The sequence below is a fragment of the Simplicispira suum genome (assembly GCF_003008595.1).
Taxonomy (GTDB): Bacteria; Pseudomonadota; Gammaproteobacteria; order Burkholderiales; family Burkholderiaceae_C; genus Simplicispira; species Simplicispira suum.
The window spans coordinates 3,552,289-3,575,716 of record NZ_CP027669.1 but is presented as its reverse complement, the minus strand read 5'-3'; the positions used below and the strand labels follow the sequence as shown (position 1 = coordinate 3,575,716).

Sequence of the window (23,428 nt, the reverse complement as noted above, 5' to 3'; positions counted from 1 at the left end):
GCGTCAGATGGTCTGCGTGGGGCGTTCAGAGCCCAGGGCCGAGCCGAGAATTTCTTCGATCTTGTGCTTGAGCTGGCGCGATTTTTCGTCCTTCGGGAACTGGATGCCGACACCCTGGGTGCGGTTGCCGCCGGAACGTGCAGGGGTCACCCACGCCACCCGACCCGCCACCGGATAGCGCTGCGTGTCGTCGGGCAGCGTCAGCAGCACATAGACGTCATCCCCCAGGCGATATTCGCGCGGCGTCGGCACAAAAATACCACCTTCGACAAAAAACGGAATGTATGCCGCGTACAAGGCGCCCTTTTCCTTGATCGCCAATTGCATGACGCTTGGGCGGGGGGCATTGGTAGGAGTACTCATGAATGGGTTCCGGCGGTGGTTGCAGCCGAGTGTAGGACGTTTCGCGCCTGGGCAACAAGGGCTTCAAGCATGAGCGGCACAGCAAACGGATGGTCGGCCGTGCGGGCAGCCTGCATCAGCTCACGGCTCCAGCGCGCCAGTACAGGAAGCGCAGGGGCCGGCGGCAACGCGCTGGCCTCGAAATAGCGCGGCGCCGCGCCGGTCTGGTGCACCTGGAGATCGTGGCAGAGCTTTTGCAATGCGGCAATGGCCTGCGCCGGACTCCAACCTTCGACCGCACGCACGTCGCCTTGCTGCATGGCTCTGGGAAACGCTGCCCAGGCGGCCGGATTCGCCCCCGAGCGCGCCAGCGCCAGCGCGTCGTCCGGTCGGCCGCCAGCAGCGCGCAGCAAAGGCACTGCGACTTCAGCCGCAACGCCCTGCCCGGCCAGCCACAGCAAGACCTCGGCCTCGGGCGGCCAGTGCAGGGCGTGGGCCATGCAGCGGCTGCGGATGGTGGGCAGCAGCGCATGCGCGGCTTCGGTGGCCAGCACAAAGCGCGTGTCGCCTGCGGGCTCCTCCAGCGTTTTGAGCAGCGCGTTGGCGGCAATGGCGTTCATCTGCTCGGCCGGATAGACCAGCACCACCTTGCCTCGGCCCCGAGCGCTGGTGCGCTGTGCGAACTCGACGGTCTCGCGCATGGCGTCGACGCGGATTTCGCGGCTGGGCTTGCGCTTTTTGTCGTCGATGTCGCTCTGCGCCTTTTCCGGCAGCGGCCAGCCGCGATCGATCATGTCGGTCTCCGGCATCAGCACGGTCAGGTCGGCGTGCGCGTGCACGTCAATGGCGTGGCAACTGGTGCACTGGCCACAGGCGCCTTGCGCGCCGGGCGATTCGCACAGCCAGGCCTGCCCCAGCGCCATCGCCAGCGCAAATTGCCCCAGCCCCGAGGGGCCATGCAGCAGCCAGGCATGGCCGCGCTGCGCGAGCAGGGCGTCGCGCTGGGTGGCAAGCCAGGGCGGCAAACTCACCGCGGTCCTCCACCGGCAGCGACCATGATGGCCAGCCAGCCCCTGCGCACCAAAGCCTGGGTGATTTGCTGCCATACGGAGTGGCGCGACTGCGCGGCGTCGATGCGCACAAAGCGCTGCGGCGCGGATTGCGCGCGCTCGGCATAACCCTGGGCTACGCGGGCAAAGAAGTCGGCGTCCTGCGCCTCAAAGCGGTCCGGAGCGCGGGCCGATTCCAGCCGGGACGCTGCAAGGGCGGGAGGCAGGTCGAACCACAGCGTCAGGTGCGGTTCAAGCATCAAATCCGGCTCTAGCGCAATACCCGTCTGCACCATGCGCTCTAAAATTGATAGTGTTTCTGTACTGAAGCCACGCCCGGCGCCCTGGTAGGCAAAGGTGGCGTCGGTGAAGCGGTCGCACAACACCACCTCGCCCCGTGCCAGGGCGGGGGCAATCACCTGGCAGATATGGTCGCGCCGGGCGGCAAACGCCAGCAGTGCCTCGGTCAGCGGGTCCATGGCCTCACCGAGCAGCAGGCTGCGCAGCGATTCCGCCAAGGGCGTGCCGCCGGGCTCGCGCGTGCGGGTGACCGTTCGCCCCTGGTCCCTGAACGCTTCGGCCAGGGGCTCGATGTGCGAGGACTTGCCCGCGCCGTCGATGCCCTCGAAGCTGATGAATAACCCCCTGGTGGCCATGTGCTGCGTTCCTTCTTACTGGCCGCGTTGGTAGCGGCCGACGGCACGGTTGTGCTCGTCGAGTGAGCTGCTGAACTGGCTGCTACCGTCACCGCGCGCCACGAAGTACAGCGCCTTCGTTCGCTCGGGTTGCACTGCGGCCAGAAGCGAGGCCTTGCCCGGCATGGAAATCGGCGTCGGTGGCAAGCCGGCGCGGGTATAGGTGTTGTAGGGCGTGTCCGCCTGCAAATCGCGCTTGCGCAGATTGCCATCAAAGCGCTCGCCCAGACCATAGATCACCGTGGGGTCGGTCTGCAGCAGCATGCCGACGCGCAGGCGGTTGGTGAACACGCCCGCCACCAGGGCGCGGTCGGCCTCGCGCCCGGTTTCTTTCTCAACGATGCTGGCCAGTACCAGGGCTTCGTCGGGGGTTTTGAGCGGGGTATCGGCCGCGCGCTGCTCCCAGGCGGCGGCCAGTTGCCGGTCCATGGCGTGCAGGGCGCGTCGCAGCACGGTGAGATCGCTCGCGCCCTTGGCATAGGTGTAGGTGTCAGGGAAAAAACGCCCTTCGGCGGCAACGCCCGCTCGGCCCAGACGCTCCATCAACGCCGCCTCGCCCAATGCCGCGCTGTCGGGTTTGAGCTCGGCCTGTGCCAGGGCTGCGCGCACCTGGCGGAAATTCCAACCTTCAACCAGGGTGAGCGCGCGCAGGGTTTCGTCGCCGCGCACCAATTTGTCCAGCAGGCTTCGCGGCGTGCTGCCGGGCGATATTTCGTAGTTGCCTGCCCTTATAAGCCGGCTTTGGCCCGAGAGACGAAACCACCAGTACAGCAGCCGCGCATCGGTCTGCACGCCAGCCGCTTGCACATCGCGTGCCACACCGCGCGGCGAGGTGCCAGGCTCAATGGCCAGTTCGATGGGCGCATCGCCCATGGGCAGCGGCGCGTGCAGCCACCACCAGGCCGCCCCGGCGAGCGCCAGCACCACCAACAACAAGCCTTTGAAAGTGCGACGCACAACCCTGCTACCTGCAATGAATGAGACGCGGGAATGATAATTGACGCATGACAACTCCCTTTGATGGCATCGCCCCCCTGCCCCACCTCGGCGTGATCCGCGCTGAAGGCGAGGACGCCGTGAAATTTTTGCACGGCCAACTCACCCACGACTTCGCCCTGCTGGATTTGCAGCACGCCCGGCTCGCGGCATTTCTATCGGCCAAGGGACGCATGCAGGCCAGTTTTATCGGCTTCAAGCGCAGCCCCACCGAGGTGCTGCTGGTCTGCAGCCGCGATCTGCTGGCGCCCACGCTCAAACGCATGTCCATGTTTGTGATGCGCGCCAAGGCCAGGCTGAGCGATGCCAGCGAAGAGTTTCTGCTCTATGGCTTGGCAGGGAGCGCTATTGAAAAAGTAGCTGGTAGCGCAATACAGGCAAGCGCCAAGGCCGATTTAGGCAATATTTCTGTGGTGGGATTGGTGCCCGCAGGTGCCGTGCCCCGTGCGCTGTGGATCGCGCCTGCCGGCACGCCTGCGCCGGAAGGCTCGCTGCTGCCCGACACGCTGTGGACCTGGGGGGAGGTGCAAAGCGGCGTGGCGACGCTGACAGCGCCGCTGGTCGATGCCTTCGTGCCGCAGATGCTCAACTACGAGTCGGTCGATGGTGTGAGCTTCAAAAAGGGCTGCTACCCTGGCCAGGAAATCGTGGCGCGCAGCCAGTTTCGCGGCGCCATCAAGCGGCGCGCCTTCATCGTCCATGCCGATGTGTCCTTGCAAGTAGGTGCCGAGGTCTTCAATGCGTCAGAACCCGAGCAAGCCTGCGGCATCGTGGCCCAGGCCGCCCCGGCACCCGGCGGCGGCTGGGATGCCATCGTGGTGCTCCAGCTCGCCGCAGCCGAGTCGGGTGCTCTGCATGCCGACAGCGCGGAGGGCCCGGCACTGCGCCTGGGAAGCCTGCCCTACGCACTCAAGGACGACTTGTAGCCAACAAGCGCTGCATGGGCACATGCGGCAGACCCGCTTCTTCATAGCGCGGGCCACTCACCTCAAAACCTGCACGCTCGTAGAACGGCTGCGCACTGGTCTGGGCGTGGAGCACCACCTGGTGGTCGCCCCGCTTGGCTGCAGCCTGCACCAGGGCGTCCAGCACCTGTCGGCCCAGCCGCCCACCGCGCAGCGCGCGGTGCACGGCCATGCGGCCAATGCGCGAGACGCCGGGGGAAATCGTCACCAACCGCCCCGTGGCCACGGGCTGGTCCAGTCGGTTTGTCACCAGCGCATGCAAGGCCGTTGCGTCCTGGCCGTCCATTTCAATGTCTGGAGCGATGCTTTGTTCCTCGACAAACACCGCCTGGCGCACGCGCGCAGCGCGCTCCCCTAAGTCCTGCCAGGCGCCCAGCTGGAGCTGCGTCGCGCTTTCGCCTGCCTCGAATGCGGTAAACAGGTCGCGCAGCAGCGCAGGGACCGGCGTCGGCCGCTGGCTCGCCGGGTCTGCAAAGACGTAAATCAGCTCGCCCGACACCAGCAACTGCTCGCCGCGAAAGATGCCGCCGCCAAACAGCATGGAGCTGTTGCCGACCCGCTGGCAGCGCATGCCGATTGTCAGCATGTCGCCTTCTCGCGCCGAGGCGTGGTATTCGAGCGTGACCTTTTTCAGATACGGCTCGCCGCCAAGGGTGTGCATCGCATCGTCGTACGGCAGCGCCAACGCGCGCCAGTAGTCGGTGATTGCGGTGTCGAAGTAGGTGAGGTAGTGGGCGTTGAAGACGATGCGCTGCATGTCGATCTCGGCCCAGCGAACGCGCAAACGCGATTGGCAGCGGTAGTCTTGCAATGGCATGGCGTCATCCTTCATGAAAGCTCGAATGCAGCGCGCAGCGCCGCCGCCGCGTCGGCATGGGCGGTGCGCGCCTCGGGGATGGCGCGGCCCATCTTGATGAATTCGTGGGTCACGCCGCGGTAGATTTCCAGATTCACCGGCACTCCGGCGGCGCGCAGCTTGTCGGCGTAGTCAATGCCCTCGTCCACCAGCGGGTCGCATTCGGCCAGCCCGATCCAGGCCGGCGCGACGCCCTCCACATCAGGCGCCAGCAGCGGCGCAAAACGCCAGTCTTCGCGTTGGGAACGATCAAGCACGTACTGACTGAAGAACCAGGAAATAGCCGCTTCATCGAGTACCAAGCCACGGGAAAACCTGGCGTGCGAGGGCGTGTCCTGGTGCGCGGCGCAGCCGGGATAGAAAAGCAGCTGCAACGCCAGCGGCAGGCCCGCGTCGCGCGCCAAGATGGCGTTGACGGTGGCCAGCGTGCCACCTGCACTGTCGCCGCCCACGGCAATGCGCTGCGGGTCCGCCCCCAGCCCTTTGGCGTGGGCCACCAACCAGGTGAGTGCGTCCCAGGCATCATGGGATGCCGTGGGAAAACGGTGCTCGGGCGCCAGGCGGTAGTCCAGCGACACCACCATGCAGCCCGCCAAGCGCGCCAGTTCACGGCACAAGATGTCGTGCGTGGCGCTGCTGCCGATGGTGAATCCCCCACCGTGCAAGTACAGCAGCACCGGCAGACCCGCCGCGGGCGAGGGCGCCACCAGCCGTGCACCGAGCGCTGTGCCGTCCCGTGTGGGAATGGCCAGCGTTTCCACGCGCTCCATCGCGGCGCGCGGCACTTCCAGAATGTCGGCGCCAAGCGCATATGCAGCGCGCGCCTGCTCGGGACTCAGCGTGTGCAGGCGCGGCCGTCCCGCCCGCTCCATGCGTTCGAGCACGCCGCGCATCTGCGGCGTCAGACGGTGGGTGTGGATATGGGGGTGCGCCTGCGTCACTTGAAGGTCACGCGCACCGGTTGTGCGCCGGTCAGGCCTTGGTAGTTGGCCTGCACCTGCAGGCCGGGCTTGGGCGGCAACAGCGGCGAGAACGAGCCCAGGCTCAGCAAATCGCCGGGCTTGAGCGTGATGTTTTCTTTCTGCAGTGCCTCGGCCAACCAGACCACGGCGTTGAGCGGGTGCTCCAGCACATCGCTGCCCTTGCCGCCGCCGAGCAAATATCCCGATCCATCGGTGAGCGTCACCTGCATGTCACGCAGGCCGTCGAGCATGGCGTAGCGCTCAGCCCGTGTCACGGGTACGGCAATAGGCGTACCTGCCACCCCCAGGCGCGCGCCGACGTTGATGGCGCTCACCGCCGCGCCATTGAGCTTGGGCGGCGCCTGCACCATCAGGTCGGGCAGTTCGATGAAAGGAATCACCTGGTCAATCGCCTGCAGCACGTCCATGGGGGTGCGCGCATGGTTGATGCTCGCGCTCTTGACGCGAACCAGCATGTCGGCCTCGTACAGCGGCCGGGCACCAAAGGTGGCAGGCACCTCGGAACCGTTCGCCAACACCATGCCCTCGTAGAGCTTCCCCCAGACCGGGCGGTCGGTGTTGAAGCGCTTTTGCACTGCGGGGTTGGTCAGGCCCGCCTTGTAACCAACGACCTTGCCCATCTTCTGCGCCAGCAAGCTGTTGAGCTTGGCACGGGTGCAGGCACCATCGGCGTCCGACAGGCCTTCGGGATTGGCGGCGGGCGTGCGTGCGGCGTAGTGCTCGGCCATTTCTGCAACTTGTACGTCGCTCAGACAGGCGGCGTGGGCCGATGTCGCGGCGGCGACGCCAAGGACCAGGGCGATGAGGGTTTGCTTGCGTGGCATGGGTGTCTCCCGGTTGTAAAGTGTGTCTGCTCTATCGTAGCGGGAACGCACCCCATCGCCATGTCACTCATTTACTACCTCACCCAAATTCAGTTTGATCATGGCGCCGTGCGTCTGCTGCGCCAGGAGTGCGAGCGCGTGGGTATTGCGCGCCCGCTGGTCGTGACCGATCCAGGGGTCAAGGCGGCCGGCGTACTGCAAAAGGCGCTGGATGCACTCGGCGAACTGCCCGTGAGCGTGTTTGACCAGACCCCCGCCAACCCCACGGAAGCCGCGGTGCGCGCCGCCGCAGCGGTGTACCAAGCGAACGGTTGCGATGGCCTGGTGGCGGTGGGCGGCGGCTCGGCCATCGACTGCGCCAAAGGCATAGCGATTGCGGCCACGCACGAGGGGCCTTTGACGCATTACGCCACCATCGAAGGCGGCTCGCCGCGCATCACCGAACGCGTGGCCCCGCTGATTGCCGTGCCCACCACCAGCGGCACCGGCAGCGAGGTGGCGCGCGGCGCCATCATCATCGTCGACGACCACCGCAAGCTCGGCTTTCACTCGTGGAACCTTCTGCCCAAGGCCGCCATTTGCGACCCCGAGCTGACGCTGGGCCTGCCGCCGCTGCTCACCGCCGCCACCGGCATGGACGCGATTGCCCACTGCATGGAAACCTTCATGTCGGCAGCCTTCAACCCGCCCGCCGACGGCATTGCGCTCGATGGCCTCGCGCGCGGCTGGGCCAGCATTGCGCGCGCCACGCAAGACGGCAGCGACCGCGAAGCGCGCCTGAACATGATGAGCGCCAGCATGCAGGGCGCCATGGCGTTCCAGAAAGGCCTGGGCGCGGTGCATTCGCTCAGCCACAGCCTGGGCGGCGTGAACCCGCGCCTGCACCATGGCACGCTCAACGCCATGTTTTTGCCCGCTGTGGTGCGCTTCAACGCGCAGGCGCCATCGGTGCAGAAAGACCGGCGCCTGGAACGCATGGCCAGCGCCATGGAACTGGCATCGCCCAGCGACATCCCCAACGCCATTCGCGACATGAGCGCCCGGCTGGGCCTGCCCACAGGACTTGCCGCCATGGGCGTCACGGAAGATCAATTCGACGCAATCATCCAGGGAGCCATGGCCGACCATTGCCACAAGACCAACCCGCGCGTGGCGACGCCGGAGGAATACCGTGGGATGTTGCGGGAATCCATGTAAGGCTGTGCCCACTATTCGCGCGGTGCGTCGGGGTTCAGAAGATCGGCGCTTCCCCGCGCGGTCTCGTCGCTGCGAATGGGGCCTTCCAGATCGGTCTGCGCGCGTGTGTCCAGCGACGCAGTTTCTGCGAGCCGTTCATCGGCCACCATGCGCTTGTCCGAGTCTGCTGCGGTAGCGTCGCCGCGCCGGGCAAGTTGCACCCGGTAAATGGGCTCCGGCATGTCCATACCGGCCTCCTCCAGCGCCAGCTTGACACGGCGAATCGCTTCACTCTTGACCAGTAGAAAATCGTGGGTGCGCTGGTCGACCCAGCCGTGAAAACGCACTTGCACATTTGAATCACCCAGCGCAGCGATGTAGGCACGCGGCGGCGGCGAGGCAATGACGCCATCCACCTGAGTCAGCTGGCCGGTGCCCAGTCGCTGGGCACACAAGAGATCTTCGTTGACGCCGACGCCCACGTCGAACTCAAACCGGCGCGTCGGGTTGCGTGTGTAATTCAACATGACGCTGCGAAAGACCAAGGCATTGGGCAGGCGCAAATGGTTGCCGTCGAGCGTCATCAAAATGGTCGCCCGGGAGGTGAGTGCAATGACTACGCCTTCGTTGCCATCAATCACCACGTGGTCGCGCGGCGCAAAGGGCTGGCGCACGCTCATCAAGATGCCAGCCAGGTAGTTCTCCAGGGTTTCCTTGAATGCAAAACCCAACGCCACGCCCATCACACCCGCTGTTCCGAGCACGGCGCCGACCAAGGCAGTGGCGTTCAAAATTTCAAGCGCCACCAGAATCCCGCCCAGGGTCACGGCCCAACGCGTACTGGTTTTGACCAGGTCGCGCAAAAAAGGATTCCGGCGCGCCACACGATCGAGCGAGTTGCGGCGCGACAACCAGCTTCCCACGCGCCACGCCAGCCAGATCACCAGCAGGGCCAACACCAACAGCGGCAGACTGGCGATCAGGTGGTAGGTCTGCTGCTGCAGGCGTTCGATCACCGAAGCGAGATCAAAGGTCAAACCACTACACCAGGTAATTCATTTCTGCCACCTCGACCTCAAGCTCGTTGCGCGGCGCGGTCCAGTCGATCGGATCCTGGCTGAGCACCCGGTCGATGTCGAGCCCCAGCGGCAGGCCGACTTCGTCGGGAAAGGTCACCGTCATTTCGCGCTCGTCGAGGCCCGACTCGCGCGCGCGCACGCGCCACGCGGCCAGATGCAGAATGCCCGCCAGCGGCTCGTAGGTGTTGTTCTCGAACGGCGCATGCTGGTAGTTCAACGCATCCACCACCGTCTGCGGCAGTTGCCAGCGTTTGGCCAGTGCGCCCGTCACACGCCCGTACGAGAAACCGAAGATGCGCAGTTCGAGCTTGCAGCGGCGCAGGTCCAGTGGCGCCACCAGGGTGTTGAGCGATTGCGCGCGCTCAGGCTCGGCCAGGTGGATCACGATCTCGCCCAGTCCGTGCAAAAGGCCCGCCGTGTAAGCCGCAGCCTGGCTGTGGTGTACATGGCCAGCCAGCGAGCGCGCCAGCTTGGCGGTGTGCAGGCTGTAGCGCCAGAACTGCTGCATATTGATGCCCGGCACCGAGCGCGAAGTGGTTCCCAGTGGCGCCGTGGCCACCAGCTCCCGCAGTTGCGCGGTATCCACCAGCGCCAGCGCCTCGGGAAGACCGGCCACCGTGCGTGGTGCGCCGAATTCTTCGGAATTGGCCAGGCACAGCAGCCGCGCCGCCAGCGCCGGGTCGGTACCAAAAAGCTGGTTCACGCGGCGCAGGTTGGGTTCGTCCTGCGCCAGCTCGGCCATCAGCAGCGCGACAGCGCGCGGCAGACTGGGCAGCGTGGTGGGAGAAGCCAGCAGTGCATTCACATCCATAGGATTGGCGCCGCGTTGGTGGGGACGCAGGCATTATCCATGGCGAAGCGGCGAACCCGAGAAAGGCTCAACGGCGCTGCAGTTTGGCAAACGCCGCCGCCATGGCCGAGGGCGCCGCCTGAGCGTTGCTGTTCCGAGGAATGCTGTGCTGGCCGCGCCCTGCCCCTTCAAAGCGGTTGTCGCGCACACTGGCGCCGCGCGGCGCCGCGCCGAGCTTCATCGACAAGCCGATGCGCTTGCGCTCGATGTCGACTTCCATCACCTTCACGGTGACGATGTCGCCGGTCTTGACCACCTCGCGCGCGTCGCTCACGAACTTGTGCGCAAGCTGGCTGACGTGCACGAGGCCGTCCTGGTGCACGCCCAGGTCGATGAACGCGCCAAACTGCGCCACGTTGCTGACCGTGCCCTCCAGCACCATGCCTTCGCGCAGGTCCTTGATGTCGTCCACGCCTTCATTGAAGCGCGCGACCTTGAAGTCGGGGCGCGGATCCCGTCCCGGTTTTTCCAGCTCGGCCAGGATGTCCTTGACCGTGATCACGCCAAAGCGCTCATTGGCAAACAGCTCGGGGCGCAGCTGCTTGAGCATGTCGGCCCGCCCCATGAGCTGGGCCACCGGCGCCTGGGTGTGTTCGATGATGCGCTCGACCACCGGGTAGGTTTCGGGGTGCACGCCGGTCAGGTCCAGCGGGTTGTCGCCACCGCGAATGCGCAGGAAGCCCGCGCTTTGTTCAAACGTCTTGGCGCCCAGGCCAGCCACGTCGAGCAACTGCTTGCGGTTTTTGAACGCTCCGTGGGTATCGCGCCAACGCACCACCGCCTTGGCGACGCTGGCCGAGAGCCCCGAAACCCGCGAGAGCAGCGGCGCGCTGGCGGTGTTCAGATCCACGCCGACCGCATTCACGCAGTCTTCCACCACCGTGCCCAGGGTGCGCGCCAGCTCGCTCTGGTTCACGTCGTGCTGGTATTGGCCCACGCCAATGCTCTTGGGGTCGATCTTGACCAGCTCGGCCAGCGGGTCTTGCAGGCGCCGGGCAATGCTGGCGGCGCCGCGCAGGCTCACGTCGACGTCGGGCATTTCTTGCGATGCGTATTCGCTGGCCGAATAGACGGACGCGCCGGCTTCGCTGACAACTATCTTTTCGATAGCTGCTTGCGCTTGTCCCGCCTGCGCTAGAGCCTTATTTTGCATCAATTTGATGAGCTCGCCCGCCAGCTTGTCGGTCTCGCGGCTGGCGGTGCCGTTGCCAATGGCAATGAGCTGCACGCCATGCTTCTCGCTCAGCTTCGCCAGCGTATGCAGCGCGCCGTCCCAGTCCTTGCGCGGCTCGTGCGGGAACACGGTGGCGGTGTCCACCAGCTTGCCCGTGGCATCGACCACGGCCACCTTCACACCGGTGCGAATGCCGGGGTCCAGCCCCATCACCACGCGCGGGCCGGCAGGCGCGGCCAGCAGCAGGTCGCGCAGGTTGTCGGCAAACACCTTGATGGCGACTTTCTCTGCATCCTCGCGCAGCCGGGCAAACAGATCGCGTTCGGTCGAGAGGCTGAGTTTGACGCGCCAGGCCCAGGCGACGCACTTGCGGATCAGGTCGTCCGCCGCCCGGCCCGCATGGCTCCAGCCCAGGTGCTGGGCAATGCGGCCTTCGGCGAGCGAGGGCTTGCCAGGCTCAGGCGGCACCGGCAGCGCCAGGCGCGCCTCCAGAATGTCGAGTGCGCGGCCGCGAAACACCGCCAGCGCGCGGTGCGATGGCACGCGGGCCAGCGGCTCGTCGTAGTCAAAATAGTCGCGAAACTTGGCCACTTCGGGGTCGGTTTCGCTCTTGCCTTCCAGCTTGCTGCTGCGCAGCAGTCCTTCGGCCCACAACCATTCGCGCAGCTGCTGCACCAGCGCCGCGTCTTCCGCCCAGCGCTCCGACAGGATGTCGCGCACGCCGTCAAGCACGGCGGTCACGGTGGAAAAATCAGCGCCCGTCTTGCCGTCGTCCAGCACTTCGGGCGGTTTGGTGAATGCAGCTGCCTCGGCCACGGGGTCGAGCGTGGGGTCGGCAAACAGCTTGTCGGCCAGCGGCTCGATGCCAAATTCGCGCGCCATCTGCCCTTTGGTGCGGCGCTTTTGCTTGAACGGCAGGTACAGGTCTTCAAGCTCCTGCTTCGTGGCTGTTTGCGCAATGGCCAGGCGCAGGGCGTCGGTCAGCTTGCCTTGTTCGTCAATGGCCTTCAGAACCACGCCGCGCCGGTCGTCCAGTTCGCGCAGGTACGCCAGCCGGGTTTCGAGCTCGCGCAGCTGGATGTCGTCCAGCCCGCCAGTGACCTCTTTGCGGTAGCGCGCAATGAAAGGCACCGTGGCCCCACCGTCCAGCAATTCGACGGCGGCGGTGATCTGGTGCGCGCCCACCTGGATTTCTCGGGCGAGCTGCTGGATGATTTTTTGCATGCGGAAAAAATGACGAAACAGAAAAAGCGGCGCAGTGTGCCACACGGGCCGGACCGGAGGGTGGCGCATGGGCCGTGCACAGGCGGCCCCAGGACGGACGCCTAGGCGCAATCTTGCTTCATTGCCGCGACGCGGCGGGAACTGGCGAACGCAGCCACCAGCGCCAGGCACCCCGCCACCACCAGCGCTATCTTTTCACCCAGGCCGGTACTGGGCGGCCAGACGGTAAACAGCGCGGCCAGCAGCACCGCGCCGGTCGTTTGTCCCGTCAGCCGGGCCGTGCCCAGCATGCCGCTGGCGGCGCCGCTGCGGTGCTGCGGCGCGGAAGTGACGATGGTGTGGTTGTTGGGCGACTGAAACAACGCAAACCCCACGCCGCACAAGGCCATGCGCCAGGCGATGTTCAGGTCGCCAGGGCTCGCAGGCAGCGCCGCCAGCAGCCACAGGCCGCAGGCAAACAACGACATGCCGATGGTGCCCAGCAAGCCATCGGGGTAGCGCCCAATGAGGCGCCCGGCAATCGGCGCCACCACAAAGATGGCCAGCGGCCAACAGGTGATGAGCAAGCCCGCGCGCAGCGGCGTGCGGCCATAGCTCTCCAGCAGCAGAAAAGGCAGGCTCAAATACGCCAGCATTTGCGCGCCGAACGCACCCACCGACGACGCCATGGAGAGCGCAAACACCGGCATGCGCAGCAGGTCCACCGGAAACAGCGGCGTGGCCAGATACCACTGGCGGCGCAGGTAGATCCAGCCCACCACCCCACCGGCAGCGAGCAGCCCCAGGCCCGCCAGCGGCAGCCCTTGGCTGCCCACGCCGCCGTGCATGCCCAGGCGCTCGCCTCCAAGAAAAATGAGCGTAAACATCAGGATGTTGAGCACCACGTCCAGCGCCGCAGGCCGGGGCGCCGTGCTGACCACCGGATTGCGCGGCAGTGCCTTGCGCCCCAACCACAGGGTGAACGCGCCCAGAGGGAGGTTCAGCGCGAACAACCAGGGCCAGGAGGCGACCGACAGGATGCCCGCCGCCACGGTCGGCCCGGACACTGCAGCGAGCGCCACCACCATCGAGTTGATGCCCATGCCGCGCCCCAGCAGCGCGCGCGGGTACACCAGCCGAACCATGGCCGCGTTGACGCTCATGATTCCGGCGGCGCCAAGGCCTTGGAGCGTGCGCGCCGCAATCAGCGCGGGCAGAGACGTCGCCAGCATGGCAAAAATCGACGAGCTGGCAAACAGCGCCATCCCTACCAGGTACACCCGCCGGTAGCCGATGCGGTCTCCCAGGGAGGCCAGCGGCAACAGCATGACCAGGGTGGCAATCTGATAGGCATTCACCACCCAGACGGCGCTGGCTGCGCTCGCTTGCAGCTCGCGGGCGATGCCCGGCAGCGCCAGATTGACAATGCTTCCATCGAGCACCGACATGGTGATGCCCAGAAGAATGACCAGCATGGCGCGACCACGCTCGGGCTGAGGCAGCCCGTCGGGCGCTGTGGGAAGCAGCTTGGCGCTGGGCGCTTGTGGGAGGTGGCCCGGTGCGGTACTCATGCAAAAAGGCGCGCAACGCGGCGGCTTGGAAGCGGAAATGGCATGAAATGGATTGTCGTGATGGGGGCAAGCGCCCGCTTACGCAGCAGGCGCTGACCGAGTGCAGAAAAGCTCAAAAAAGCGTGCCCGTGCCATTTGGCCCGGCCCCTTCTGCCGCCAGCATGCGCAATTTGGTGGCAGCGCCTCCGTGGGCAGAAAACCCGCCGGGGCGCTGCCCCGCCGCCAGGATGCGGTGGCAAGGCACCACCGGCGCGAACGGGTTGAAACCCAGCGCCTGACCGACGGCGCGCGCCAGGTGCTTGCCACCCAAGTCCTCGGCCAATTCGCCGTAGCTGCGCGTCTGGCCCGCAGGAATAGCCCGCGCCAGCGCGTAGACGCGGCGCTGGAAATCGGTCAAACCACTCAGGTCCAGAACAATGGCGCTCATATCGTGCGATTCACCGGCCAGCAGCGCAGTGATCTCACGGATTGCGGCAAGCACCTCGGGCGGCGCCATCGCTTGCGGCAGCGGGCCGGTAAAGCGCAGCAGGCGTGTGCGGGTGGCCTCTGCATCCGCCTCGGGCAACTGCACCCCGGCAATGCCGCGCGGGCCCCAGGCAATGCCGCAGGGGCCAATGGCGGTGTCGAACAAGGTGTGGCCGGCAAGCGCGGTCATTGCTTCACTTTTAGTAGCTTCTTACGCTGTGCTGATAAGCGCTGGATGCCAATTTGGCCTTTACTTCAAGCCGTGCGCAGCTGCGCACGCAGCTGCTGGCCCAGCTCGGGCTTGTCGGCAAAGGGGTCGGTGGGGTTGCGCGCCTGGATCACGTCTTCCATGCGCGTCTGCACCGAGGCCAGCGCCTTGGGGTGGCTGAAGATGTAGAACTGCCCGCTGGCCACGGCATCGAAGACCTTGTGCGCCACCTCGGCAGCGGTGATCTTGCCACTGCCCACCGCCTTGTCGCTCATCGCCTGGCCAATGATCTGGCTTTGCGTGGGCTTGTCGGCTGCCAGCGTGGCAGGCCGGTTGCGGTGGCTCTGGCTGATGCCGGTGGGCACGAAGAAGGGGCACAGCAGGCTGGCGCCCACCTGGTCCGTCACCAGCGACAAATCCTGGTACAGCGTTTCGGTCAGGCTCACCACGGCGTGCTTGCTGACGTTGTAGATGCCCATGTTGGGCGGCGCCAGGAGTCCCGCCATGCTGGCGGTGTTGACGATGTGGCCGCGCCACGCCGCATCCTTCTTGGCGGCGGCCAGCATCATGGGGGTGAACAGGCGCACGCCATGGATCACGCCCCACAGGTTCACGCCCAGCACCCAGTTCCAGTCGGCCACCGAGTTTTCCCACACCAGACCGCCCGCACCCACGCCCGCGTTGTTGAAGACAAAGTGCGGCGCGCCAAAGCGCTCGTGCACCGCCTGGGCGAGCTGCTCCATCTGCGCCGCATCGGACACATCCACGCGCCGCGCCAGCACCTGGCAGCCCGCGGCAATCGCCTCGGATTCGGCGGCGTCAAGGGCGTCCTGCTGCACGTCGACCAATACCAGGTTCATGCCGCGCTGCATGCCAATGCGCGCGCACTCCAGCCCAAAGCCCGATCCAGCGCCGGTGAGTACTGCGGTTTTGCCCGCGAAATCTTCAATCATGAAAGTGTCTCCTTGGAATGTTTATCAATCAGGGCATGGCGGCTTGCGAGCGGCGGCCTAAGCCAGAGCCACCGCGCAAGGGCCGCCCCGCCGCGCTGGTGGCGTCTCTCTTCCCGGCGAAGCCGAGAGAAGGGGGAAGGCGCGTAAGCGACTCAGGGGGGTGCACTCCTCAATACATAGCCGATGCGAGGAAAGTGCACGTTGACAACCCCAGCGCGCGGGTCTTCGCGCCGCAGGGTGTAGCGGGTGCGGGTGGCGGCTACCAGCGTGCCCTGCGTGGCCTCGGGTCCGAAGCTCTCGGGCGCCACGGTGACTTCGCTGCCCAGGGCAATGCCATGGTCGTCCTGAAAAACAGCGCTCATGTGCGGCAGCGGCTCGGCGCCAGCGGCCACCGTGATGGCGTCCTGCGCATTGAATTTTTCCATGCGCCCGTGGCCCAGCGCGGCCATGCGGTCCATCCATTCGAGCACGGCAGGTACATGGTCGAACACATCGGCCACGGACGGCGTGCACACGCGTGTGAACCACAGCGGGTGGTAGGCGGCAAAGTCGGCCACGCAGGGCTCGGCGCCAAACAGGAAGTCGTGCTCCTCCACCATGTGCGCAATGCGCCGCAGATAGGAGCGGTAGGCGGGCGCTGCGTCTTGCGTGCGCAAACGCGTCATATTGACGCTCATGGCCTTGCGGTCGTCGAGAAACGCGGAGCCCACCTCAGGCGGGAGCTTGGCGAACAAGGTTGCCAAGCCTTTGGGCTGCATGTTCCAGGCCATGGCGGTCCAGAACAGGGTGCTGTCGGCCCACTGGGCGAAAACACGGGAGACGCCCTTCAAGTGCGGCGGGTAGAGCACGGGCTCGGGCTGCGTGTGGTCAAGCACCTCGCAGATCAGGCTGGTATCGCAGTAAATGTCGGCGCCGATCTGCAAAACGGGCGTTCGCCGGTAACCGCCCGTCAGCGCCACCACGTCGGGTTTGGGCATGACGCTGGGGATGATGACGGACTTCCAGGGCAGTTGTTTGAAGCCCAGCACCATGCGAACCTTCTCGGCAAACGGTGACGCAGGGTAGTGGTGCAGGATGAGTTCTGTGCTCATGGTGTCTCCTTGGCAAGCGCTGGCTCTGCAGGGCGCAGCATTTCGATGTGGGCAATAGCGTCTTCCAGATAGGGCGCGCCTACCGGCACAAAGCCCAGCCCGCCATAAAAGTCTTGCAGATGGGCCTGCGCACTGACGCGCACCGCCCTGCCCGGCCACGCTTTGGCACAGCGCGCCAAGCCTTCGACCATCAGTGCACGGCCCAGGCCCTGGCCGCGCATCTCTGGCGCGGTGACCACACGGCCGATGGAAGGCTCGGCAAAGCGCGCGCCGGGGTCCACGATACGCAGGCAGGCCACCAACTGGTCTTTCTCATCGTGGCCAAGTACATGCCAGGACATCTTGTCGGCTTCGTCGGGGTCCTGGTAAGGGCCCTGTTCAAGAATGAACACCCGGCAGCGCAAGGCCAGCGCGTCGTGCAGGGCGTGCACGCCCAGGTCATCGAAGCGCTTGCAGGTCCAACTCAAAGTCATTGCAGTGCTCCACTACGCTGCGCTGCAGATCAATTCACGCCCTGCGAATCTGGCAGGGCCCATACCAGGGACGCCGCGCAAGGGCCTAGGCCGGCCGCACCGCCCTGCCGCGCTGGCGACGTCCCCCTTCCCAGCGATAGCCGAAAGAAGGGGCTGAGGGCCGCAGCTCCGCGCCTGCCAATGCAGGCATGGACGGCTCCGAAGAGCAAGCGTCTCTGAAGCGAGCACCGAGACGCGAAGCGGCTCACGGGGTGCTTCATACCAGTTTGACGATCTGCTTGCCGAAGTTCTTGCCCTTGAGCAAGCCCAGAAACGCCTCGGGTGCGGCGGCAATGCCCTCGGCCACGCTCTCGCGCGGGCGCAGCTTGCCGGTGGCCACCAGCGTGCCCAGTTCGGTCAGTGCCTCGGGCCAGACTTCCATGTGCTCGCTGACGATGAAGCCCTCGATCTTCAGGCGGCTCACCAGGATGAGTGCTGGGTGAGCCATGGGCAGCGGGGCGCCGTCGTAGCCGGCGATCATGCCGCACAGGGCAATGCGGCCAAAGGCGTTCATGCGCAGCATCACAGCGTCCATGATCCAGCCGCCCACGTTTTCAAAGTAACCGTCAATGCCCTTGGGACAGGCTTCCTTGAGCGCCTTGCCCATGGCCTTGCCGTCGCTGTGCTCCTTGTAGTCGATGCAGGCGTCAAAGTGCAGCTCGTCCACCGCGTACTTGCATTTCTCCGGCCCGCCGGCAATGCCCACCACGCGGCAGCCGCGCGCCTTGGCCAGGGCAGCAAAGGCGCTGCCGACGGCGCCGGTTGCGGCGCTGACGACGACGGTGTCACCCTCCTTGGGTGCAATGATCTTCACCAAGCCATACCAGGCGGTCACTCCCGGCATGCCGACCGCGCCGAGGTAGTACGACAGCGGCACATGGGTGGTGTCCACCTTCTTCAGGGAGCCGGGCTGGCTCGCATCGACCACGCTGTACTCCTGCCAGCCGCCAAAGCCCACCACCTTGTCGCCGACAGCAAACTTGGGGCTGCGGCTCTCGACCACTTCGCCCACGGTGCCGCCCTGCATCACCTCGCCCACCGGCTGGGGCTGGGCGTAGCTCTTGGCGTCGTTCATGCGGCCGCGCATGTAGGGGTCCAGGCTCAGGTAGTGGTTGCGCACCAGTACCTGGCCGTCCACAAGCGCTGGCGTGTCGGTGGTGACGAGCTTGAAGTTGCTGGCCACGGCCTCGCCCTGGGGGCGGTTGTCGAGATGGATTTGCTGGTTGCGTGGCATGGAAGACTCCTGGTGAGGATATAAAAACTACTGTTTTGATAGCTGCTTGCACAGTCCCATCAAGCGCTAGAGGCCAATTTAGCCTGAAATTTTGGTTCGATGCAGCCGCAGGGTCAATCGGTGGAGATGGCGCGCAGATCGTTGGCACTGCCCGGACCCACCGGCAGGCGCCGCACATATTTGAAGGTGCCCGTGGCGTGCGTGCACGGTCGCCCCTTGGCATCGAACACGGTGGCTTCGGTGAACGCCATGGTGGCGGTGCGATGGATCAAGCGGCCTTTGGCCACGAGGGACCCCTGCGCCGCCTGCATGAAGCTGGTCTTCATCTCGATGGTGACCGCGCCCATTTCGGGCGCGACACTGCGCGCCGCCGTGGCCATTGCCACATCCAGCAGCGTCATGGAAGCGCCGCCGTGCGTCACCCCGAACGAGTTCAGGTGCTCCGGCCGCGCCTCGTAGTGCAGCTCGGATTCGCCGTCCTGCATGCGCACCATTTCGAAGCCCAGGTGGGTGACAAACGGGATTTCAACGCCAAAATCAAGCAAGATTCGTCCTCAAAATTGCAGCGGCCAAAACTGGCGCGGCACAAGCCAGCGGCCACCGTGCAAGGGCCTGGGCCGGCCGCGCCGCCCCGCCGCACCGGTGGTGTCCCCTTTCCCGCATGGCGCAGCCGTGCGAGAGAAGGGGCTGAGGGGCAGCGGCTCCGAGCCTGCCAGCGCAGGCTTGGACTGCCCCGAAGAGCGGACGCCTGCGGCGGGAGAACCGAGGCGCGCAGGGCCTCAGGGGGTTGAACACGATTCAGCCTCCAACCAAGGCGCTTACGCCGCCGTCCACTGCAAGGTACTGGCCCGTGATGTGCTTGCCGGCATCCGAGGCAAACAGCGCGCACAGGCCTTTCAAATCCTCGTCATCGCCCAGGCGACCCAGCGGCGCATGGGCCTTGAGGTTCTCTTCGCCCAGCGTTTTGAGCAGGCCCGCAGTCATCTTGCTTGGGAAGAAGCCGGGGCAGATGGCGTTGACGCGGATGCCGTACTTGCCCCATTCGCCCGCCAGCGTGCGCGTGAAGTTGATCACCGCCGCCTTGGAGGTGTTGTAGGCAATGGTGTTCATGCCCTGCTGGTTGCCGCCAAGACCGGCAATCGACGCCACGTTGATGATGCTGCCGCGTTTGCGCGCAATCATGCTGCGCTTGGCGACCTGCTGGCTCAGGATGAAATACCCGCGCACATTGAGGTTCATCACCTTGTCCCAGGCCTCCAGCGGATGGTCTTCGGCCGGTGCACCCCAGGAAGCGCCCGCGTTGTTCACCAGAATGTCGATGTCGCCCATGCGCTCAAGCGTCTCGTCGGCCAGGCGGCGCACGTCGGCTTCCTGCGCGCAATCGGCGGCAATCCAGCGGGCGTCGATGCCAGCCGCCTGCAGTTCGGCAGTGGCAAGCTCCAGGTCGGCCGCCTTGCGTGAACTGAGCATGATTTTGGCCCCCGCTTCCCCCAGCGCATGCGCCAGTTGCAGGCCCAGGCCGCGCGAGCCTCCGGTCACCAGGGCGGTCTTCCCGGTCAGGTCAAAAAGTTGCTGGACAGTGCGGGTCATAGGGATCTCCTTGGAAATGGGTGGCGTGCGCGATGCGGGCCCGCTTGGGCACGGCCATCGAGAAGCATTCCATTTTGCTGCCACACGTGGCGGCGCAGTGTCGCGCTGGCGATTGAGGCCTGCGGGCTGTGCTGTTGCATCCGTTCCCGCAGACGACCGCTGCGTGAGCGGTCCAAAGCAGCGTTGGCCCATTCGCGCGACAATGGAATGCGCGGCCTGCATGCCGCGCTCATCCTCTCAGCGCTGCGGCGCTTTTTTAAACCGCCGTGAATCCGCATGGCGGTGGCTGCCATCGATCGGACCCTCTTATGAACCTCATTTCTGCGCGCCGCCGGGCGCTCCAAGGGGCGCTGTTTTGCTCCCTTGCTGCCTGCGCCCTGGTTTCCCTGCCTGCATGGAGTGCTCAGCAAGTGCTGCGCGTCTCGGCCATTCCCGACGAAGCGCCCACCGAACTGCAGCGCAAGTTTGCCCCGCTGGGCGACTACCTGGCCGCGCAGACCGGCATGAAGGTGGTGTTCACGCCGGTGTCGGACTACGCGGCGGTGGTCGAGTCGCTCGCCAACGGCAAGCTTGATCTCGCCTGGCTGGGGGGCTTTACCTTTGTGCAGGCCAAGATACGCACGAATGGCACGGCCATTCCCATTGTCCAGCGCGAAGAGGACGCCCGATTTACCTCCAAATTCATCACCGCGCAGGCGGACATTCAGTCGCTGGCCGACCTCAAAGGCAAGAGTTTTGCCTTTGGTGCGCCTTCGTCCACGTCGGGCAGCCTGATGCCGCGCTACTTTTTGCAACAGGCTGGGCTGACGCCGGAGAAAGACTTCAAGAACCTTGCCTACTCCGGCGCTCACGACGCCACCGCAGCGTTTGTGGCTTCCGGCAAGGTCCAGGCCGGCGTGCTGAACGCCTCGGTGTGGGAGAAGCTGGTAGAGCAAAAGAAGGTGGACACCAGCAAGGTGCGCGTCTTTGCCACCACACCACCCTACTTTGATTACAACTGGACCGTGCGCGGCGACCTGGACCCGGCACTGGTTCAAAAACTCACCCAGGCCTTCCTCCAGCTGGACCCGGCCAACCCGCAGCACAAGGACATTCTGGCGCTGCAACGGGCAAGCAAGTTCATTCCGACGGCCAAAGAGAACTACGACGGCATTGAGAAGGCGGCCTTGTCGGCCGGTTTGCTCAAGTAACCCCTGCCACCCAGCTGCGCGCCCTTTTCGCAGGCATCGTTTTATGAGTTTTCAGTTGAACTGCGTGGAACTGGCGCACGCCGATGGCTTTGTCGCCTTGCCCGATGTGTCACTGCAGGCGCAGGCAGGCGAATGCGTGGCCTTGATCGGACCGTCTGGCGCCGGAAAAACCTCGTTGATCTCCGTGCTGGGAACCGCCCTGGCGCCCCGCAGCGGAAGTGCCACAGTGCTTGGTGCGGCGCTGCCCGCTGCGCCCGACGCTGCGCGCCGCGCCTTGCGCGCACGCATTGGCACGGTGCACCAGGCGCCTCCCCTCCCGGGCCGCCAGCGCGTAGTCACCGCCGTGCTCGCCGGCCGACTCGGGCAGTGGCCGGCCTGGAAATCGCTGGCGTCGCTCGCCTACCCCATGGATATCGCCGGTGCCCGCGCCGCCCTCGAGCGCGTGGATCTGGCGGACAAGCTGTTTGCGCGCTGCGACGCGCTCTCGGGCGGGCAATTGCAGCGCGTGGGCATTGCGCGCGTGCTCTACCAACAGGCGGACCTGGTGCTTGCCGATGAGCCCGTTTCGGCCCTGGACCCCGTACTCGCCCAGGCCACCGTCCGGCTGCTGGTGGACGACGCCGCCGCGCGCGGCGCCACCCTGGTGGCCAGCCTGCATGCGGTGGATCTGGCGCTGAGCTGCTTTCCCCGCATTGTCGGCATCAAGGCCGGACGGATTGCCTTTGACTTGCCAGCGCACGAGGTGAACGACACCCTGCTGCACCTGCTGTACGCAAGCGAAGGCCAGGAGCTGCCAACGCTCGCCAAACCGCGCAGCCAGGCCTTGGCCGGCACCCCAAGCCGCACCGCCCCGCTGGCTGTGTGCCAATGACTCTGGCCCGAGGCGACCCGGCGGCCGGAAGGCGCCTGCGGGGCGCGGTTCTGGTGCTGCTTGTGCTGTGGCCGCTGCTGCAAACCGCCCAGGTGCGCCCTGCGGCGCTGCTCGATCCCGCCAACCTTCAGGTCATTGGCAACTTCCTGGCGGGCTTTCTGCCGCCCGAGACGGGGGCGGAGTTCCTGCGCTACCTGGCCCGCGCCACGCTGGAAACGCTGGCCATCGCCACCGCCGGAATGGCAGTGGCCTGGCTGCTGGCGCTGCCGCTGGCCTACCTGGCGAGTGCCGCCGCGCGCGAGCAGCGCGGCCTCAACCCGGTGTCGCGCGGTGTGCTGACGCTTTTGCGCGGCATTCCCGAACTCGTCTGGGCGCTGCTGTTTGTGCGCGTCTTTGGCCTCGGGCCGGCGGCCGGCGTGCTGGCCCTGGGGCTGACCTACGGCGGCATGCTGGCCAAAGTGGTGGCGGAAATCCTGGAATCGGTGGACCCCCTTCCGGCGCAGGCGCTGCGCCTGAGCGGCGCCCGCCGCCCTGTGGCTATCCTCTACGGCCTGCTGCCGCAGGCCGCGAAGGAGCTGGCCAGTTACACCGTGTACCGCTGGGAATGCGCCATCCGCGCCTCGGTGGTAATGGGTTTTGTCGGTGCCGGCGGCCTGGGGCAGCTGATGGACCAGGCCATGAAGATGCTCAACGGCGGCGAAGCGGCCACCATCCTCGTCACCTTCATGCTGCTGGTGCTGGGGGCCGATGCGCTGTCGGGCTGGCTGCGCCGCACGCTCGACGCGCCGCCCGCCGCGCGAGCTTCCCCCTGGGGCTGGCGGAGCAGCTTTTTTTTGCTGACCGTGCTGGCAGGCGTGGCTGCGAGCTTTGCGCTGCTCGACATGCCTTTGCTTGGCCTGTTCTCGGCCGAATCGGCACATTCCATTGCAGCCTTTGTCACGGGTTTTTTCCCACCCGACCTCTCGTCCGACTGGCTCGGCAAGGTGCTGCTGGGCACCTGGGAAACCCTGGCCATTTCGGTGGTGGGAACCCTGCTGGCCACCGCAGCAGGTTTGCTCATGGCCTTGCCCCGCTGGCGCCTGCCCTGGACCGGACTGCTCAATACCTTGCGGTCTGTGCCCGAACTGGTGTGGGCAACGCTGACCGTGCTGGCCGTGGGGCTTGGCCCCTTTGCCGGTGCGCTGGCGCTGGCGCTGCACACGGCAGGGGTGCTGGGGCGGTTGTATGCGCAGGCGCTGGCCAACGCCAGCGCTTCCCCGGCCCGCGCCCTGCGCCTGGCCGGCGCCAGCGGCGGCCTGGCTTTTCTCTACGGCACCCTGCCCAGCGCGGCGCCGCAGCTCATTGCTTACACCTTGTACCGCTGGGAAATGAACATCCGCATGGCCGCCATCCTGGGCTTTGTGGGCGCGGGCGGGCTGGGCCAGTTGCTGTATGTCGAGCTGTCGCTCTTTCACTATGCGCAGGCATCCACCGTGATCATTGCCATGCTGGCGCTGTCGATGGCCGTGGACCAGGCCAGCGCCTGGCTGCGCATCAAGATGCGCTAGAGGG

At 66.0% G+C, this 23,428-nt stretch carries 23 protein-coding genes; 5 read left to right on the top strand and 18 right to left on the bottom strand.

Annotated elements, in window-relative coordinates; all coding sequences use genetic code 11:
* Positions 1-3: 3 nt before the first annotated feature.
* From C6571_RS16525 to mltG, 4 genes are read right to left on the bottom strand one after another with little or no spacing between them, the layout of a single operon-like run.
* Entirely contained in the window at positions 4-363 is a 360-nt protein-coding gene (locus C6571_RS16525) for a PilZ domain-containing protein (protein ID WP_106447658.1), read from the bottom strand.
* The gene (locus C6571_RS16520) at positions 360-1,373 is read right to left on the bottom strand and encodes a DNA polymerase III subunit delta' (protein WP_245901318.1); all 1,014 of its coding nucleotides are present in this window, start codon (positions 1,371-1,373) and stop codon (positions 360-362) included. The genes C6571_RS16525 and C6571_RS16520 overlap by 4 nt, the downstream gene beginning before the upstream one ends.
* Positions 1,370-2,047, bottom strand: a complete 678-nt coding sequence (gene tmk, locus C6571_RS16515; RefSeq protein ID WP_106447656.1) for a dTMP kinase — start codon at positions 2,045-2,047, stop codon at positions 1,370-1,372. Before tmk ends, C6571_RS16520 begins: the two co-directional genes overlap by 4 nt.
* Before the next feature lie 15 nt (positions 2,048-2,062).
* Positions 2,063-3,043, bottom strand: coding sequence for an endolytic transglycosylase MltG (gene mltG, locus C6571_RS16510; RefSeq protein WP_245901317.1), 981 nt, complete (start codon positions 3,041-3,043; stop codon positions 2,063-2,065).
* Between the two features lie 47 nt (positions 3,044-3,090).
* On the opposite strand from mltG, the gene ygfZ reads away from it, so the two are divergent.
* Positions 3,091-4,008: a CAF17-like 4Fe-4S cluster assembly/insertion protein YgfZ gene (gene ygfZ / locus C6571_RS16505; RefSeq protein ID WP_106447655.1), complete on the top strand. Its 918-nt coding sequence runs from the start codon at positions 3,091-3,093 to the stop codon at positions 4,006-4,008.
* Here ygfZ and C6571_RS16500 read toward each other — a convergent pair.
* Genes C6571_RS16500 through C6571_RS16490 form a run of 3 tightly spaced genes read right to left on the bottom strand, consistent with a single transcriptional unit; the run spans position 3,992 to position 6,710 of the window.
* Positions 3,992-4,864 (bottom strand): YbgC/FadM family acyl-CoA thioesterase, encoded by an 873-nt coding sequence (locus tag C6571_RS16500; protein ID WP_106448301.1) that lies wholly within the window; start codon positions 4,862-4,864, stop codon positions 3,992-3,994. The genes ygfZ and C6571_RS16500 overlap by 17 nt on opposite strands.
* 11 nt (positions 4,865-4,875) lie before the next feature.
* On the bottom strand, positions 4,876-5,796 hold the full coding sequence (locus tag C6571_RS16495) for an alpha/beta hydrolase (RefSeq protein ID WP_106448300.1): 921 nt from the start codon (positions 5,794-5,796) through the stop codon (positions 4,876-4,878).
* A gap of 44 nt (positions 5,797-5,840) precedes the next feature.
* Positions 5,841-6,710, bottom strand: coding sequence for a 2-keto-4-pentenoate hydratase (locus tag C6571_RS16490; RefSeq protein ID WP_106447654.1), 870 nt, complete (start codon positions 6,708-6,710; stop codon positions 5,841-5,843).
* Positions 6,711-6,770: 60 nt separating this feature from the next.
* Between C6571_RS16490 and C6571_RS16485 the strand changes: the two genes are divergently transcribed.
* Complete coding sequence (locus tag C6571_RS16485; RefSeq protein ID WP_106447653.1) at positions 6,771-7,907, top strand: iron-containing alcohol dehydrogenase; 1,137 nt, start codon at positions 6,771-6,773, stop codon at positions 7,905-7,907.
* 11 nt (positions 7,908-7,918) lie between these two features.
* On the opposite strand, the gene C6571_RS16480 is transcribed toward C6571_RS16485, so the two are convergent.
* The 11 genes from C6571_RS16480 to C6571_RS16430 form a co-directional block, all read right to left on the bottom strand.
* On the bottom strand, positions 7,919-8,923 hold the full coding sequence (locus C6571_RS16480; RefSeq protein ID WP_170094781.1) for a mechanosensitive ion channel family protein: 1,005 nt from the start codon (positions 8,921-8,923) through the stop codon (positions 7,919-7,921).
* Between the two features lie 4 nt (positions 8,924-8,927).
* Positions 8,928-9,776, bottom strand: a complete 849-nt coding sequence (locus C6571_RS16475) for an HDOD domain-containing protein (RefSeq protein ID WP_106447651.1) — start codon at positions 9,774-9,776, stop codon at positions 8,928-8,930.
* Positions 9,777-9,843: 67 nt separating this feature from the next.
* Positions 9,844-12,213: a Tex family protein gene (locus C6571_RS16470; RefSeq protein WP_106447650.1), complete on the bottom strand. Its 2,370-nt coding sequence runs from the start codon at positions 12,211-12,213 to the stop codon at positions 9,844-9,846.
* A 101-nt stretch (positions 12,214-12,314) separates the two neighbouring features.
* Complete coding sequence (locus C6571_RS16465; RefSeq protein WP_106447649.1) at positions 12,315-13,763, bottom strand: MFS transporter; 1,449 nt, start codon at positions 13,761-13,763, stop codon at positions 12,315-12,317.
* 112 nt (positions 13,764-13,875) lie between these two features.
* Entirely contained in the window at positions 13,876-14,418 is a 543-nt protein-coding gene (locus C6571_RS16460) for a methylated-DNA--[protein]-cysteine S-methyltransferase (protein WP_106447648.1), read from the bottom strand.
* 65 nt (positions 14,419-14,483) lie between these two features.
* Positions 14,484-15,389: an SDR family oxidoreductase gene (locus C6571_RS16455; RefSeq protein ID WP_106447647.1), complete on the bottom strand. Its 906-nt coding sequence runs from the start codon at positions 15,387-15,389 to the stop codon at positions 14,484-14,486.
* Between the two features lie 152 nt (positions 15,390-15,541).
* Complete coding sequence (locus C6571_RS16450; RefSeq protein WP_106447646.1) at positions 15,542-16,480, bottom strand: glutathione S-transferase family protein; 939 nt, start codon at positions 16,478-16,480, stop codon at positions 15,542-15,544.
* Positions 16,477-16,953 carry a GNAT family N-acetyltransferase gene (locus C6571_RS16445; protein WP_106447645.1) on the bottom strand — a complete coding sequence of 159 codons (477 nt, stop codon included), beginning with the start codon at positions 16,951-16,953 and terminating at the stop codon, positions 16,477-16,479. The genes C6571_RS16450 and C6571_RS16445 overlap by 4 nt, the downstream gene beginning before the upstream one ends.
* Before the next feature lie 256 nt (positions 16,954-17,209).
* A complete protein-coding gene (locus C6571_RS16440; RefSeq protein WP_106447644.1) occupies positions 17,210-18,226 on the bottom strand; it encodes an NADP-dependent oxidoreductase in 1,017 nt (338 codons plus the stop codon).
* A 113-nt stretch (positions 18,227-18,339) separates the two neighbouring features.
* Positions 18,340-18,771, bottom strand: a complete 432-nt coding sequence (locus tag C6571_RS16435) for a PaaI family thioesterase (RefSeq protein WP_106447643.1) — start codon at positions 18,769-18,771, stop codon at positions 18,340-18,342.
* A gap of 253 nt (positions 18,772-19,024) precedes the next feature.
* Entirely contained in the window at positions 19,025-19,816 is a 792-nt protein-coding gene (locus C6571_RS16430; protein WP_106447642.1) for an SDR family oxidoreductase, read from the bottom strand.
* Positions 19,817-20,124: 308 nt separating this feature from the next.
* Here C6571_RS16430 and C6571_RS16425 point away from each other — a divergent pair, with 308 nt between their 5' ends.
* The 3 genes from C6571_RS16425 to C6571_RS16415 are packed head-to-tail and all read left to right on the top strand — an operon-like array spanning position 20,125 to position 23,424.
* Complete coding sequence (locus tag C6571_RS16425; RefSeq protein WP_106447641.1) at positions 20,125-21,006, top strand: putative selenate ABC transporter substrate-binding protein; 882 nt, start codon at positions 20,125-20,127, stop codon at positions 21,004-21,006.
* A 43-nt stretch (positions 21,007-21,049) separates the two neighbouring features.
* Complete coding sequence (locus tag C6571_RS16420) at positions 21,050-21,877, top strand: phosphonate ABC transporter ATP-binding protein (protein ID WP_106447640.1); 828 nt, start codon at positions 21,050-21,052, stop codon at positions 21,875-21,877.
* Positions 21,874-23,424: a PhnE/PtxC family ABC transporter permease gene (locus C6571_RS16415; protein WP_106447639.1), complete on the top strand. Its 1,551-nt coding sequence runs from the start codon at positions 21,874-21,876 to the stop codon at positions 23,422-23,424. The genes C6571_RS16420 and C6571_RS16415 overlap by 4 nt, the downstream gene beginning before the upstream one ends.
* The last annotated feature ends 4 nt before the right edge of the window (positions 23,425-23,428 follow it).